The sequence below is a fragment of the Sulfitobacter sp. GN1-4 genome (assembly GCF_055693825.1).
Genome location: NZ_JBVFUQ010000003.1, coordinates 1,451,228 through 1,464,816, shown reverse-complemented (window position 1 = coordinate 1,464,816; position 13,589 = coordinate 1,451,228). Strand labels below are relative to the sequence as shown.

The following is a 13,589-nucleotide window of genomic DNA, read 5'->3' as shown; positions in this document are numbered from 1 at the left end:
GGCGGGACATCGCCCCCGCCGCGCGTCTTTGTCTTACAGACCTTTGGCCTGATAGCTTGCCGCAACCTTTTCAATCGCAACCAGATAGGCCGCCGTGCGCAGGTCTTCGACGTCGTCGCGGTCGTGCCAGACGCTGGCCATCGACATATACGCCGTCTGCATCGTGTCATCGAGGCCCGAGCGGACAAGCTCCAGCTCTCCTGCACCGCGCAGGTACTTCTCCTTGAAGTTGGGGCTCAGCTCCCAGCCGATGCCACTGTCAGAGCTCAGCCGCTCCAGCTCATCAATGATCAGCTGGTGGCGCGTCTCTTCCTGGCGGCGCTGCATGCGACCAAAGCGGATGTGGCTCAGGTTTTTGACCCACTCAAAGTAGGACACCGTCACACCGCCCGCGTTGGCATACATATCGGGGATGATCACCGTGCCCTTGTTGCGCAGGATCTCATCCGCGCCCGCCGTGACAGGACCGTTGGCCGCTTCAATGATCAGCGGGGCCTGGATGTTTTCTGCGTTGGACAGGTTAATCACCCCTTCTAGGGCCGCCGGGATCAGAATGTCGCATTCCGCTTCCAGCAACTTGGCACCGTCCTCTTGCATCTTGGCATCAGGGTATCCCGCGATGGTGCCGTGTTTGGCGATCCACTGGCGCACCGCTTCGACATCCAGACCGCGCTCATCATGCAGCGCGCCGTCGCGCTCAATGATGCCGGTCACTTTGCAGCCGTCCTCTTCACTCAGGAACTTGGCCGCGTGATAGCCCACGTTGCCCAAGCCCTGCACGATCACACGCTTGCCTTCCATCGTGCCGCTCAGCCCGGCTTTCTTCATGCCCTGCGCGTCGCGGAAAAAGGCATGCAACGCGTATTGCACACCGCGGCCCGTGGCCTCCGTGCGGCCCTGAATGCCGCCTGCGTTGGTAGGCTTGCCTGTTACGCAGGCCACGCCGTTGATGTCGGTGGTGTTCATGCGTTTGTACTGGTCAGCAATCCACGCCATTTCACGTTCCCCTGTGCCCATGTCTGGGGCGGGCACGTTCTGGGCGGGGTTGATCATGTCGCGCTTGATCAGCTCATAGGCAAATCGCCGCGTGATCAGTTCAAGCTCATGGGTATCGTATTCCCGTGGATCAATGCACAACCCGCCCTTGGAGCCGCCAAAAGGCGCCTCCACCAGTGAACACTTATAGGTCATCAGCGCAGCGAGCGCCTCCACCTCATCCTGGTTCACGCCCAAGGCAAAGCGGATGCCGCCTTTGACAGGCTCCATATGCTCTGAATGGACAGAGCGATATCCGGTAAAGGTCTCAATCTTGCCCCGCAGCCGCACGCCAAAGCGCACGGTGTAGGTCGCGTTACAGACGCGTATCTTTTCTTCCAGTCCTGGCGGCAGATCCATCAGCGCCACGGCGCGGTTGAACATGATATCTACGCTTTCGCGAAAGCTCGGCTCGTTGGCAGGCTGCATTCGTCCCTCCTGTACAGCACCTCAGGCGACGTCTGGCGAATGACCTGTTGAACGACTCAGGCTTTTGTGCGCCGCCTACCACTACCCTAGCGCGTGATTTTTCACGTTGCGACTTTATTCAGCACCCCGCCCGCGAAATCAGCGCGCCCCATCCGCGTCGCAATTGTGGCAAAACCGTTGAGCGACCGGAAACAATGTGGGCACCAAAAAGGCGAAAACACCCATCCAGGAAACAAAAACCGTTTATTATCAAGAGTTTGCCTAAATTCCGCCTGAATCTTGAGGCAACTCTTAGGCACTTTAATGACACGGCCTCATGCTCCTGCTCGCCATGAAGGCCTCTCAAAAAGGTAAACGTCGATGGGATACTTCCCGGTCAGCACATCCAGGGCGCTGCCACGCCCGCCCCGCTTTCTTGCGCAATTTGCCCAGCGCGAGGATGGGATGATTACGATATTCGCCTGCTTCATGATCTTTTGCATGATCATGATCGGCGGGATCGGTGTCGATATGATGCGCCACGAAATGGAGCGCACAGCGATGCAAGGTGTGTCTGACCGGGCGGTTCTCGCCGCCGCCGACTTGGACCAGGAACTCGCCCCAGAGGCCGTCGTACGTGACTATTTCATCAAATCGGGGATGGAAGAATACGTCAGCGCCGTTCAGGTCGATCAAGGCCTCAGCTTTAAAACCGTGACCGTGGATGCCCAAACCCAGGTGAACACGATGTTCATGGACTATCTTGGCGTGCAAACCCTGAACGTCGGGGCGTTGTCGACCGCGCAGGAACGCGCCTCCAACGTCGAAATCTCGCTGGTGCTCGATATCTCAGGCTCCATGCGCTTTTCCAACCGGATGGACGAGCTGCGCCCCGCCGCCGTTGATTTTGTGAACACAGTCCTTTCCAGCGACACCGGCCAGTTCACTTCCATCACACTGGTGCCCTATGCGGGCCAAACCAACCCCGGTCCCTTTATGTTCAACCGCTTGAACGGTCAGCGCTACGCGGCAACGCCGCTGGATCAGGCGCTGGGTGGCATTCCTGAGGCGATGAGCCACGGCACCCTGCCCGCCGGTGTGGAAGGCGGCTCAGGCGCAGATCCCAACGTCCGTTACGTGCATCCAAACGTGTCGTCCTGTCTTGACGTAAACCCAACCGGGTTTGACGACACTGAGCTGCCCGCAGGCGCGCTCTATCCGCAGACCGCGCATTTCATGAACTGGAACATCGCAGCCAACGTGATGGACTGGGGCTGGTGCCCGCAGGACAATCAGGCGATCCAGTACATGTCCAACAACGCAGGCCAACTCAGCCAGTTCATCAACACCATGCGCATGAACGATGGGACGGGCACGCATTACGCGATGAAATGGGCGGTTGCGATGCTTGATCCATCTTCACAGGATGATGTCGCCGCCTTGGCTGGCGCAGGTCTGGCCGCGCCTGAATTTGTGGGCCGCCCCGCGCCCTATGATGATCCTGAAACTGAAAAATACATCATCCTGATGACCGACGGGCAAATCACCACACAGGTGCGCCCAACCGACACGCTGGATACGCAAAACCCAACGGTTGAGCTGGCCCGCGGCCGCGGGGGAGCGCCGCTCCATCACCTCGGCAAGTACAAATGTCGCCAGCTTCTTTGATCAGTGCGATCTGGCCAAATCCCGCGAACCCCGCCCGATTATCGTCTTTACCATCGCCTTCGACGCGCCCGGCACACCCGAGCAGCAGATGCGTGAATGTGCATCGTCTGAGGCGCATTTCTATACCGCTGACACCAACAACATCGGCGAAGTCTTCGCCTCCATCGCGCGCCAGATCTCAAAACTGCGCCTGACACAATGACACCAAGGGGCCCTTTGGATATGCGCCATCGCGGCGCTGAACAGCAGGCCCCGCACCGCCTATTACGTCGGGCATCCAGACATCAAACCGCCTGAATTGCCCTAAAACTCTAAGATTTGCCCATCATTTGCCCCAATTGCGCCACCATCGCCCAGCATGAAGAGCATAGGAAAATCCGCAGAAATGCCGAGGTTCGGCTGGCCGGGAAGGTAAAGAAACGATGATGAAGAACACATCCAGATCACGCTTGAGCGTCCAAGATATTTTGATGCTGTCGCGCCACTTCGCGAAAAAAGAAGATGGCATGGTGACGATCTTTGCCTGCATGATGATCTTCTGCATGTTGATGATCGGCGGCATTGGAGTGGATATGATGCGCCACGAGATGGAGCGCACGCGCATCCAATCCGTGGCCGACCGCGCCGTGCTGGCGGCGGCTGACCTGGATCAGACGCTGTCGCCGGAAGCAGTGGTGCGCGATTACTTCGCCAAATCCGGCATGGCCGATTTCGTCTCCAGCGTGGATGTGGATCAGACGTTTAACCAAAAGACCGTGACCGTGGATGCCTCTACGGACGTGAACACGATGTTCATGGACTATATGGGCGTGCAAACGCTCAACGTGCCGGCTGTCTCTACGGCGACCGAGAAGATGCAGAAGGTTGAGATTTCGCTCGTGCTCGACATCTCCGGCTCCATGGGCTGGAACGGCAAGATGCAAAACCTGCAGGACGCCGCAGGCACCTTCCTTGATACCGTGCTGACGCCTGAGAACCGTAACCTGATCTCTGTCTCTCTGGCCCCCTATACCGCGCATACCAACGCGGGCCCCTATATTTTCCAGCACATCGACACCAATCAGACCCATGATTGGTCGCATTGCATCGAATTCGAAGACGATGACTTCGACAACACCTTCATCTATTTCGGCAACACGCCTGACCGTCAGCCCTATGACCACATGCAGCACTTCATGCGGGGTTGGAACTGGCCCGGTTGGCACGGCGGTGCCGACACGATTTCAAACCCAAGCTGTCCCAAAGAGGACTTTGAGACCGTCTATGCGTTCAGTCAGAACGCGCAAGACCTCAAAGACCGCATCAACGCGCTGCAACCCCGCGCAAATACCGCCATCCACCTTGGGATGAAGTGGGGCGTGGCGATGCTGAACCCTGAGTGGCGCAAGTTCAACGCTGTTCTGCCGCCCGAAGCAGGTGTGGACCCCGCTTTCGTTGACCGCCCCGCGGATTTCTATAACCCCGAGGCCCCACAGGACAACGAAACGATCAAGACAGTTGTTCTGATGACGGACGGCGAAAACGTCTATACCCAGCGGATCGCGAACCGGTACTATCAGAACTACAACCACTGGGTACACTGGAGCAAGTATCCCCTGGACGCCTATCTGAACCGCTATGTGCGCAGCAATGACCACTGGCGCTGGCGCTATACCAAATACACGCCCTCTCAGGCCGACGATCTGCTGAACCGCGTCTGTAACGCCGCCAAAAACCGCGGCATCGTGATCTGGACCATCGCCTTTGAGGCGCCCACCCACGGTGAAAACGTGATGCGCAACTGCGCCTCTTCGCCCAGCCACTTCTTTGCGGTGGACGGCGATGAAATCACCGATGCCTTCGGATCCATCGCGAACTCGATCAACCAGCTGAGGCTCACACAATGATACGGCCTATGACCAAATTCCTGCGCCGCTTCCAAAAGGAAGAAAAAGGCGCGGCCCTGCTGATCGAATTCTGCATCTTTGTGCCGCTGCTCTTTGGGGCCTTTCTGATGGCGGTAGAGATGGGCATCTATTCGATGCGCCAGATGTATCTGGACCGTGGTCTTGATATTGCCGTGCGCCACATCCGCCTGAACACGGCGGCCGTGCATTCGCATGACAACATCAAAGACATCATCTGCGACAATGCAGGCTGGTTGGAGAACTGCGATGAAACGCTGCGCCTGGAAATGGTGCAGATGACACCGCGCACCTTCAACACCCTGCTGGGCACGGCCGACTGCGTGGATACCTCATTGCCGATTGAACCGGTGCGCGGCTTTCAGCTGGGGTCTGAAAATGACCTGATGCTGCTGCGGGCCTGCGTGAAGTTTGATCCGGTCTACCCCACCAGCGGGCTGGGTGCCGCGTTTGAAAAAGACGGCGCTGGCCAGGTCAACATGATCTCTGTTGCCGCCTTCGTTCAGGAGCCAAGCTCATGACCCGTATCAAGACATTTCTCACTAAATTTGCGCGTCGTGAGGATGGCACCATCGCGATGGAGGCCATGATCATCATGCCAATGATGTTCTGGTGCTTTCTGTCGGTGTTCTCCATCTTTGAGACCTTCCGCACCTATAGCATCAACCAAAAAGCGGCCTTTACCATCGGCGACGTGATCTCGCGTGAGACGAACCCGCTGGATGATACCTATCTCGACGGGGTGCATGACCTGTTTGAATATCTGTCCAATAGCCAAGGCAATACGCGGATGCGGGTCAGCGCCCTGCGCTGGGACAGCAACGATGACCGCTTCTATCTGATCTGGTCCGAAACCCGTGGTTCCATGCCCGAGCTTTTGGATGGGGATGTGGAAACCTGGGACGATCGGTTGCCCGCCATGCCGCACAACGAACAGATCATGCTGGTCGAAACCTGGAGCACCTATGATCCGCCCTTCGCCACCGGGCTGGAGCAGCGTGAGATCGAGAACTTCGTTTTCACACGCCCCCGCTTTGCGCCGCGCGTGTGCTGGGAAAACTGTACCTGACGGGGTGTGGCCCTGTTGAAAAAGACGACCGCCTGCTGGGATTTTCTCCGCGGGCGGTTTATTTTTATGGTGAGGGACTGGCTGAGTGGAACGCGGGTGTTGCGTTCGGGGGCTGAGGTTGTTTTTGAGTTGTAGGGGAAAGATGAAGCGCAGGCTGCGGTTCCTGTCTTTTGGGGGGCTTTGGGGGTGCGGTTGGGATTTTAGGTTTTTTGGGTGGCCCGGCTTTGGGCGCGCGGCCCTAAGGCGCTGCTGGCGTCAAAACCGCGCCGTTTCGATGGCTTGAGACATGCAGCACCTCACGGGTGCCTTGCCCCGAGAAGGATCTCTCAAACTAGTGGGGCGAGATGCATGGGTCCTGACCCTAAGGCGCTGCTGTGCCGTCGCGCTCAGCGATCAGGGCTGAGAGCACTTCGGCCATGAACTTTGTTTGGCTGCCGGGTGTCATCCCGCCGATGCCGATGCGCCGGCCCATGCGCCACCACAGGCCCGGCCGCCAGTGACGCGCGCCCCGGCTGTCGGTCTTTAGCAGAAAGCCGTTGGAGGGTTTAAAGGCGAAAAAGCCGCGGTCCATGTTTTGGATATCTGCGACTTTGGCAATCACCGTGCCATCTGCGTCGCGCAATTCATGCGGGGTGAGCTCGACCGCGCTTGCGGTGGCCCGGCGCATCGCATCCGTGCACCACAGTGCCGCCACGCCAACGACCAGCAAGAACATCTGAAACCCAAAGGTAGGGGGGCGCGCAAAGGCGATGTAGATCAACAACACGCCCAGCACCCCCAAAGAGGTCAGCCCCAATATGCGCCGCCCCATGGAGGCGCGCACCACCGCCAAGACTTCATCTGGATCATCAAACCGCACGTGCCATGCCCCCTACTGCTGCGCGTGCCTACCGCGCACCCCCGGCAAGGGCAAGGTGCCAGCGGTGCTGGCGCTGCGTTTGGCCGTGATTGGGGCTGCGGGCGCAGGCCCGTTTGGCGTGGCTTGGGCGCGCGATTGCGTTCAGGGTTTATGTTTTTTCTTTTTGGGTCCGCGTGCCAGAACCTCTTCCAGCGCATCGGCCACCTGGGCCCGTTCGCCGGCATCCATCTGGCCCACGATCCGAAGCCAGCTGGCCTGTGCGCGTTCTTGGATCTCACGCGCAGCACCAGATTGGCTGGCAAAAATTGTCTCAACCGCCGCGACATCGAAGGGGTCTTGGCGCAACACCTCAACCATCTGGGTGTAGAGGGCGCGCCGCCCTGGCGTGACATCACTTCCCCGGCGGAGCGGCGCATGTCCTGCTGCATCGCGCGCCGCGCCTCTTTGGGCAGGGCACGTACAAAAGGCGCGCCATATGCGGCCGCATGATCGCGCCACTTTCCCCCTGACCGCCCGGCCCCGCGATGCGCCAGGCCGCCCCGGCCACAAAGCCTATGAAAATCAGGTTCAGCACCAGCGACACCGCCAAGAGCCATTTCCACCCGCGCCCCTTGGGCTTTGTGTTTTGCGTCTCAGCCATTGTCTTATCCTTCGTCCAAATCCCAGCCAAAGCCGCTTAACCCCGGTTCGGCCAAGGGGTCGAGCTCCAGCAAGATGTCGGTGCCCAAAACCAGACTTGCCACATCCGGCAGGCCGTCGGGCGGGGCCACGCCCAGCCAGAAACCCACGGTGGTGGCCGTGACCAGCCCGCCCAGCCCCGGCAAGCCGCCGAAGGTGCGCAGCCAGCGCTGCCATGCGGGCATGCGCGGGGCGGGTTGCGCGGCCTCTGCGTCGGCCAAGACACGCGCCATCAGCGCCTCTGGCGCGGCAGGGGGTGCGGCCCGGGCGGCGTCAAAAAATGTCTCCAGCTCGGTGTCGTCCATCTGGTGTTTATCCGTCATCGCTGAACCCCAATGCATCCTTTTGTCCACTCAACGCCGCTTTCAACGCTCTTTTGCCCCGCGCGGTCAGGCTTTCAACCGCTTCCACGCCGATCTCCAGGATCTCAGCGATTTCGGGGTTGGCCAACCCCTCAAGATGGCGCAGCACCACGGCCTGGCGCTGGCGCTCGGGCAGGGTTTGTAAGGCCGCCTGCAAGGCATCGGCCCGTGCGGCCTGTTGCAGCCGTGCCTCCGCTGAGGGCTGCGGATCAGCGGGCTCAGCCTCGGGCACCAGCGGCACGGTGCGGCGTTTGCGCAGCCGGTCGGTGCACAGGTTCGCCACCACGCGGTAAAGCCAGGTCGACACCCGCGCCTCGCCTGCCCGCCACTCAGGGGCGGCGTGCCACAGGCGCATCATCGCGTCTTGGGTGACGTCCTCAGCCTCAGCCGCATTGCCCAAGACGCGCAGCGCCTGGCCGTAGACGCGCGGCGTCACCTGGCTGGCCAGCAGCCGCGCGGCCACGCCGTCACCGGCCGCGTAGCGGCGCAGCAGCGCGGCCTCGGCATCCGCGGGCGCAGTGGCGGCTGGATCTGACATCGCCCTCCTGGCTAGCCTTGTTTGCGAAATGACAGCAGCCTCTTGGGCCATCTGGTCTCCACCGATACGATCTCTTGTCGTCCTGGGCCAGACCAACCGGCCCAGGACAGTGCCGTTTAGTTCTTCTGCGAGTGCCGCATGCCTTTGCGCGCTTTGGCGAATTCCTCCGCCGTCAACCCGCCACTGCCGTCGGTATCCAGACGCTCAAACATCTTGGCCGGGTCGCGTGCGGCGTTCATTTCCTCCAGGCTGAGCTTTCCGTCTTTGTTGCCGTCCAGCCGCGCCATCATCTTTTTGGCCCGCTTGCCCATCCGGTCGTTGGACGCCGCTTCCAGCTCTTCCGCGCTCAGCTGGCCATTGCCATCCGCATCAAAGCGCTTGAGCATGCGGTCAGCGCGTTTGCCCACCCGGTTGGCCATCAACTCTTCTGACGACAGCTGGCCGTCTTTGTTGGTATCGGCCTGCTCAAACCGCGCTACCGCATGGGCGCGCAGCTCGGCCTGGCTGATCTCGCCATTGCCATCGGCGTCAAGCGTTTCGAACATCGCACCTGCATCTTGTGATTTCGCCGATGCGGCACCGCCTGCGGCAATCAGCGTTGCCAGGACGGTTGCCTTGATCAGATCTGTCGTTTTCATGGGTCACTCCATTTTCTGCTCAGCCCCAATTCCGGGGCCAGATGACAGTAAAACGGAGCTGCCGCTGATTTCCGTCGCAGAAAAATCGCATTGGGCGAAAAAATCTGTGACATCGCGCCGCAATCACGCCTAACGCCCTTTCTTTCCGGCGCGCGAAGGCGCATGTGAGCTTCAGAGCAAGGATCTTACGATGTCCCAATCCATTCAAACCGCAGACACCTCCGCCTCTCAGGACAACACCGCAGAGCGGTCGCTTTGGGGTGCGATGGCGCGCGGCTGGCGGCGCAAATGCCCCAATTGCGGGTCTGGCCCGCTGCTGAAAAGCTATCTCAAGGTTAACGATGATTGCACCGTCTGCCGGCAAGAGTTTCACCACCACCGCGCCGATGATGGCCCGGCCTATCTGACGATCCTGCTGGTCGGACATCTGATGGCACCGATGCTGCACTGGGTCTTTGTCACCTGGCGACCAGAGCCGCTGACGCTCTTCACGATTTTTGCGGTTGGCTGCGTCGGGCTGTCGCTTTACCTTCTGCCTCGATTGAAGGGGGCCATGATTGGCTTTCAATGGGCCAAGGAAATGGGCGGCTTCGGCAAAGATGCCTGACCCCATCGGCTCCAACACCAAAAACGGGGCCGCATGAGCATCGACAAAACCCAAATCCGAAATGCCGCCACAGTCATCGTGCTGCGCAACCGGTTTGAAGATCCCCACATCCTGATGGGCCAACGCGGTGCCAAAGCCGCCTTTATGCCCAACAAATTTGTCTTCCCCGGCGGTGCCGTCGATCCCGAAGACGCAACCGTCCCGCTTGCCACACCGCTCAATCCCACCTGTGCCGCCCGACTGGCCGAGGACGCCACGCAGGATCTGGCCCATGCGCTGGCCGTCGCGGCCATCCGTGAGCTGTGGGAAGAAACCGGTCTGATCCTGGGCCAACCGGGCACATGGGACGGCACGCCAAGTGCGGATTGGCAAAGCTTTGCCGCCACCGGCCATCTGCCACATGCCGCACCGCTGCAGTTTAATTTCCGCGCGCTCACCCCGCCGGGGCGCCCGCGCCGCTTTGATGCGCGCTTCTTTTTGATCGACGCCGCTGACATCGCCTCTGATTTGGATAACTTCGACGCGGCCTCAGATGAGCTGTCGCACCTGCAATGGGTCCCCCTCAGCGATGCACGCGGCTTTGACATGCCCTTCATCACAGAAGTGGTCCTGGCAGAGGTGCAAGCCCGCGCCAAAGACCCTGAGCCGCCCGCCTCTGTGCCATTTTTCAAAAACAACGATGAGGAAAGCCTGTTCTTGCGCCTGCGCGGCTACCCGATGCCCGATTGACCGGGCTTCAAACGTCACAAAGCCACAGCCGCCCCAGCTCATCCCACGCTAAACGCTAGATCACCAGGATCAGCATAAGGATGGATCCCACCAACACCGCGATGCCCGCCATTTCGCGCCAGCTGATGCGCTCTTTGAAAAAGAGCGTGCTGGCCATCACGCTCAGGATCAGCTCAATCTGGCCCAGCGCTTTGACATAGGCCGCGTTTTGCAGCGCAAAGGCGATGAACCAGCAAAGCGATCCACCCATCGAGGTGATGCCGATCCACACCGCAACCCGGCGCGCGGCCCAAACGGCGGATATCTCTCCCGGCGACCGCCAGCGCAGCCAGATCACCATGATCACCGTCTGCATCAACACCACCGCAGCCAGCGTCAGCAAGGCTCGCAAAAACGCGTCATCAGCCGCCACCGCCAAGGTCGCCCCGCGATAACTGACCGAGGAAAACGCAAAAAGCACCCCCGATGCCAGCCCCAGACCAACCGCCCCGTTGTTCAAATCCCGCAACCGCACCCCGCCACTGCCCCCCGACAACAGCAAGACACCGACAATCCCCAGCGCAATGGCCCCAAACCCCCAGGCCGACACCCCCTCGCCCAGCAGCACCCAGCCGATCAGCACCGTCTGAATAACTTCGGTCTTTTTGAATGTGATCCCCACGGCAAAATTGCGCTGTTTGAACAGCAACACCACACAGACCGTCGCCAGGATCTGCGTGCTCGCCCCCAAAAGGCCAAAGGTCCAGAACGAGGCCGCCACATTGGGCAGCTTGGCACCAGACACCCAAAGATAGCCCGCCAACAGCGCCATGATGAAGGGAAGCGAATAGGCAAAGCGTGAAAACGTGGCCCCCGCCGCAGACAGCGTCGCCGTGGCCAGCACCTTTTGCAGCATGAACCGCACCGTTTGAAAGGCGGCGGCGGCCAGGGTGACAAGGATCCAGGTCTCAAAAACGGAGCTGCTCATGCTCCCCTATAGGCTTAATCGTCCTTGCCCTGCCAGAGCGGATGCGCCACCGGGTCTTTGCAGCGGAAAAAGAACCGGCGAAAGATCTCAGCATAAGACCGGTACACATAGCCCTGGTTCATCCGCACAAACCGCTCTTTGCGCGCGCGGTAAAGGGCGGGCAGCTTGTACCAGGCCACTTGCGGATGCATGTGATGCACCACGTGGTAGTTGTTGTTGAGAAACAAAAACGCCAACACGCCCCGGTCTTCAATAATCACGCTGCGCCCCGAGGCGCGCTCATGGGCCTGATGCTCCAGAAAGGTGCGGATGCGCAGCACAGAAAGCGCCCCATAACAGGCCAGCCCGTAGGCCCAAAACGGCAGGCTCGACAGGCTCACCAGCCACCACGTCACGCCAACACCCGGCAGATGCGCAGCCCACTGCCAGGCCACCTCCCGCGCGCCCGCCCGGATGCGCTGTGCGTCCCAGGCGATGAAAATCGCCATCCCAATCAGCGGCCCCACCAGCATGCGCCCAAAGAGCGTGTTGTTGAAGGTCAGCAGCTTTTGCTGCCAGGGCCGCAAGGTCTGCCAGACCGCCGGATCAAGGTAGTTCGTCTCAGGATCGTCATAAGGATCGGTCAGATTGGCGTCTTTGTGATGCGCCAGATGCAACGCCTTGAACCGCAGGTAGGGCACAAAAAGCCCCGGCTGAAACAACCCCAGAACGGTGGCCGCGCGGTCTGATCCAAAGGGATGGCCGTGCAAAATCTCATGGCTCAGCGAAGAATGCAGCGCCAGCGCAAAGATCAACAGCGCCACCTGCAGCGCGCCGTACCCCTGCGGCAGCATGAGTGCTGCGCCCCAAAGCCCCGCACAGCCCAGAAAAACCCCAATCGTCGGCCAATCCCAGGCGCGTACCCCCTCGCCCAAGCGCCCCAAAGGGCGATGCGGCAGGGAGGGCGGTGTGTCTTGAAGGGTCATTGCTGCGGTTGTTCCTCACGTTGCTGTGAAGGTCCCGCTTTTGATCCTTTGTAGATAGCCGGAAAATTATTAATTATTCCGACATTCTGTGATATTTGTAACCACATGCAGATAATTACCAACAAAAACACCCGCGCTCAGCATTTTCGCACCCGCCTCGCCGATGCCCTGACCACCGCAGGGATGAGCCAAAGCGCCCTGGCCCGCGTCACCGGGGCCGACCGCTCAACCATCAGCCAGGCGCTCACCGATGCCGGTGCCCGCCTGCCCAGCGCCCATGTGATCGCCGCCTGCGCCACGGCCCTGGGCGTCTCAGCTGATTGGCTCTTGGGCCTGTCAGACCGGCCTGAAACAGCCGCCGATCTTGTCTCCAATAGCTTCCAGATCTCCCAGGCCCCTCGCGCCCTGGTGGACGAACAGATCTACGCCTGGCACCGCGAGGCCGCAGGCTACAAAATCCGCCACGTCCCCGCGACCCTGCCAGACATGCTGAAAACCGAAGACATGCTCGCCTGGGAATACGGCCCCCACCTGGGCCGCACCGCACAACAGGCCATCAACGCCTCGCAGGATCGCCTCGACTGGATGCGCACCGCAGGCTCCGAATATGAAATCGCCCTGCCGCTCTATGAACTCGACAGCTTTATCCGCGGCACCGGCTACTACCGCGGCCTGCCCGCGCCGCTGCGCCTGGCCCAAACCGACCACCTCATCGCACTCACCGGTCAGCTCTACCCCCGCCTGCGGCTCTACCAATTCGACGCCCGCCGCCTCTATTCGGCCCCCGTCACCATCTTCGGCCCCCTGCTCGCCGTGTTCTACGCAGGCGGCCACTACATGGCCTTCCGCGACCGCCGCCGCATCGAAACCTTCACCAATGACTTTGATGTCCTCATCCGCGAAGCCTCCACCGCCGCCCGCGATCTCCCCCACATCCTCACCGAAATGCGCCCGCTCATCAGATAAATCAGAAGCTTTCGGATCGGAGCCGCCTTTGCGTGATCAGCCGCAGCCCTGCCCCGGGCCGCGGGACAAGATAAATCGCCGAGGGCCCCGGCCCCGCCGGGAGACGGCTATTTCTCTTGGCGCGGGGGCCGGGGTGGGGCAAGACAGATCGCGCAAAGGCGGATGCGGTCTGAAAGCGTTTTCGGATTGGAAAGCC

Annotated in this window: 17 protein-coding genes; 8 read left to right on the top strand and 9 right to left on the bottom strand. The window is 60.5% G+C overall.

Annotation, left to right across the window (positions count from 1 at the left end):
- Positions 1-33: 33 nt before the first annotated feature.
- A complete protein-coding gene (locus ACZ1HM_RS07690; protein WP_472742259.1) occupies positions 34-1,464 on the bottom strand; it encodes a Glu/Leu/Phe/Val family dehydrogenase in 1,431 nt (476 codons plus the stop codon).
- Between the two features lie 360 nt (positions 1,465-1,824).
- On the opposite strand from ACZ1HM_RS07690, the gene ACZ1HM_RS07685 reads away from it, so the two are divergent.
- From ACZ1HM_RS07685 to ACZ1HM_RS07665, 5 genes are all read left to right on the top strand, one after another.
- Complete coding sequence (locus ACZ1HM_RS07685) at positions 1,825-3,111, top strand: pilus assembly protein TadG-related protein (protein WP_472742258.1); 1,287 nt, start codon at positions 1,825-1,827, stop codon at positions 3,109-3,111.
- A complete protein-coding gene (locus ACZ1HM_RS07680; RefSeq protein ID WP_472742257.1) occupies positions 3,038-3,313 on the top strand; it encodes a hypothetical protein in 276 nt (91 codons plus the stop codon). The genes ACZ1HM_RS07685 and ACZ1HM_RS07680 overlap by 74 nt, the downstream gene beginning before the upstream one ends.
- Before the next feature lie 223 nt (positions 3,314-3,536).
- Complete coding sequence (locus tag ACZ1HM_RS07675) at positions 3,537-4,997, top strand: TadE/TadG family type IV pilus assembly protein (protein ID WP_472742256.1); 1,461 nt, start codon at positions 3,537-3,539, stop codon at positions 4,995-4,997.
- Between the two features lie 8 nt (positions 4,998-5,005).
- On the top strand, positions 5,006-5,536 hold the full coding sequence (locus ACZ1HM_RS07670) for a TadE/TadG family type IV pilus assembly protein (protein ID WP_472742255.1): 531 nt from the start codon (positions 5,006-5,008) through the stop codon (positions 5,534-5,536).
- Complete coding sequence (locus tag ACZ1HM_RS07665; protein ID WP_472742254.1) at positions 5,533-6,084, top strand: TadE/TadG family type IV pilus assembly protein; 552 nt, start codon at positions 5,533-5,535, stop codon at positions 6,082-6,084. The genes ACZ1HM_RS07670 and ACZ1HM_RS07665 overlap by 4 nt, the downstream gene beginning before the upstream one ends.
- A gap of 361 nt (positions 6,085-6,445) precedes the next feature.
- Here the strand turns inward: ACZ1HM_RS07665 and ACZ1HM_RS07660 are convergent, their stop codons facing one another.
- From ACZ1HM_RS07660 to ACZ1HM_RS07635, 6 genes are all read right to left on the bottom strand, one after another.
- Positions 6,446-6,895, bottom strand: coding sequence for a hypothetical protein (locus ACZ1HM_RS07660; RefSeq protein WP_472744582.1), 450 nt, complete (start codon positions 6,893-6,895; stop codon positions 6,446-6,448).
- A gap of 189 nt (positions 6,896-7,084) precedes the next feature.
- Entirely contained in the window at positions 7,085-7,288 is a 204-nt protein-coding gene (locus ACZ1HM_RS07655) for a hypothetical protein (RefSeq protein WP_472742253.1), read from the bottom strand.
- Between the two features lie 46 nt (positions 7,289-7,334).
- Positions 7,335-7,583: a hypothetical protein gene (locus ACZ1HM_RS07650; RefSeq protein WP_472742252.1), complete on the bottom strand. Its 249-nt coding sequence runs from the start codon at positions 7,581-7,583 to the stop codon at positions 7,335-7,337.
- Positions 7,584-7,587: 4 nt separating this feature from the next.
- Positions 7,588-7,944 carry a hypothetical protein gene (locus ACZ1HM_RS07645; RefSeq protein WP_472742251.1) on the bottom strand — a complete coding sequence of 119 codons (357 nt, stop codon included), beginning with the start codon at positions 7,942-7,944 and terminating at the stop codon, positions 7,588-7,590.
- Entirely contained in the window at positions 7,934-8,521 is a 588-nt protein-coding gene (locus ACZ1HM_RS07640; protein ID WP_472742250.1) for an RNA polymerase sigma factor, read from the bottom strand. The genes ACZ1HM_RS07645 and ACZ1HM_RS07640 overlap by 11 nt, the downstream gene beginning before the upstream one ends.
- A 116-nt stretch (positions 8,522-8,637) precedes the next feature.
- Entirely contained in the window at positions 8,638-9,159 is a 522-nt protein-coding gene (locus tag ACZ1HM_RS07635) for an EF-hand domain-containing protein (protein ID WP_472742249.1), read from the bottom strand.
- Between the two features lie 190 nt (positions 9,160-9,349).
- Between ACZ1HM_RS07635 and ACZ1HM_RS07630 the strand changes: the two genes are divergently transcribed.
- Both ACZ1HM_RS07630 and ACZ1HM_RS07625 read left to right on the top strand, forming a co-directional pair.
- Positions 9,350-9,766, top strand: a complete 417-nt coding sequence (locus tag ACZ1HM_RS07630) for a DUF983 domain-containing protein (protein ID WP_472742248.1) — start codon at positions 9,350-9,352, stop codon at positions 9,764-9,766.
- 33 nt (positions 9,767-9,799) lie between these two features.
- Entirely contained in the window at positions 9,800-10,495 is a 696-nt protein-coding gene (locus tag ACZ1HM_RS07625) for an NUDIX hydrolase (protein ID WP_472742247.1), read from the top strand.
- A 55-nt stretch (positions 10,496-10,550) separates the two neighbouring features.
- On the opposite strand, the gene ACZ1HM_RS07620 is transcribed toward ACZ1HM_RS07625, so the two are convergent.
- Together ACZ1HM_RS07620 and ACZ1HM_RS07615 are read right to left on the bottom strand one after the other, a co-directional pair.
- The gene (locus tag ACZ1HM_RS07620) at positions 10,551-11,462 is read right to left on the bottom strand and encodes an EamA family transporter (RefSeq protein WP_472742246.1); all 912 of its coding nucleotides are present in this window, start codon (positions 11,460-11,462) and stop codon (positions 10,551-10,553) included.
- 14 nt (positions 11,463-11,476) lie between these two features.
- Positions 11,477-12,427, bottom strand: coding sequence for a fatty acid desaturase (locus ACZ1HM_RS07615; protein WP_472742245.1), 951 nt, complete (start codon positions 12,425-12,427; stop codon positions 11,477-11,479).
- Positions 12,428-12,532: 105 nt separating this feature from the next.
- On the opposite strand from ACZ1HM_RS07615, the gene ACZ1HM_RS07610 reads away from it, so the two are divergent.
- Positions 12,533-13,393, top strand: coding sequence for a helix-turn-helix domain-containing protein (locus tag ACZ1HM_RS07610; protein ID WP_472742244.1), 861 nt, complete (start codon positions 12,533-12,535; stop codon positions 13,391-13,393).
- The last annotated feature ends 196 nt before the right edge of the window (positions 13,394-13,589 follow it).

Excerpts from the sequence above, each read along its gene's own strand:
- ACZ1HM_RS07690 (WP_472742259.1), bottom strand. The coding sequence starts at position 1,464 with ATGCAGCCTGCCAACGAGCCGAGCTTTCGCGAAAGCGTAGATATCATG.
- ACZ1HM_RS07620 (WP_472742246.1), bottom strand. The coding sequence starts at position 11,462 with ATGAGCAGCTCCGTTTTTGAGACCTGGATCCTTGTCACCCTGGCCGCC.
- ACZ1HM_RS07660 (WP_472744582.1), bottom strand. The coding sequence starts at position 6,895 with ATGGGGCGGCGCATATTGGGGCTGACCTCTTTGGGGGTGCTGGGCGTG.
- ACZ1HM_RS07650 (WP_472742252.1), bottom strand. The coding sequence starts at position 7,583 with ATGGCTGAGACGCAAAACACAAAGCCCAAGGGGCGCGGGTGGAAATGG.
- ACZ1HM_RS07645 (WP_472742251.1), bottom strand. The coding sequence starts at position 7,944 with ATGACGGATAAACACCAGATGGACGACACCGAGCTGGAGACATTTTTT.
- ACZ1HM_RS07615 (WP_472742245.1), bottom strand. The coding sequence starts at position 12,427 with ATGACCCTTCAAGACACACCGCCCTCCCTGCCGCATCGCCCTTTGGGG.
- ACZ1HM_RS07670 (WP_472742255.1), top strand. The coding sequence starts at position 5,006 with ATGACCAAATTCCTGCGCCGCTTCCAAAAGGAAGAAAAAGGCGCGGCC.
- ACZ1HM_RS07635 (WP_472742249.1), bottom strand. The coding sequence starts at position 9,159 with ATGAAAACGACAGATCTGATCAAGGCAACCGTCCTGGCAACGCTGATT.
- ACZ1HM_RS07675 (WP_472742256.1), top strand. The coding sequence starts at position 3,537 with ATGAAGAACACATCCAGATCACGCTTGAGCGTCCAAGATATTTTGATG.
- ACZ1HM_RS07685 (WP_472742258.1), top strand. The coding sequence starts at position 1,825 with ATGGGATACTTCCCGGTCAGCACATCCAGGGCGCTGCCACGCCCGCCC.
- ACZ1HM_RS07625 (WP_472742247.1), top strand. The coding sequence starts at position 9,800 with ATGAGCATCGACAAAACCCAAATCCGAAATGCCGCCACAGTCATCGTG.
- ACZ1HM_RS07610 (WP_472742244.1), top strand. The coding sequence starts at position 12,533 with ATGCAGATAATTACCAACAAAAACACCCGCGCTCAGCATTTTCGCACC.
- ACZ1HM_RS07665 (WP_472742254.1), top strand. The coding sequence starts at position 5,533 with ATGACCCGTATCAAGACATTTCTCACTAAATTTGCGCGTCGTGAGGAT.
- ACZ1HM_RS07630 (WP_472742248.1), top strand. The coding sequence starts at position 9,350 with ATGTCCCAATCCATTCAAACCGCAGACACCTCCGCCTCTCAGGACAAC.
- ACZ1HM_RS07640 (WP_472742250.1), bottom strand. The coding sequence starts at position 8,521 with ATGTCAGATCCAGCCGCCACTGCGCCCGCGGATGCCGAGGCCGCGCTG.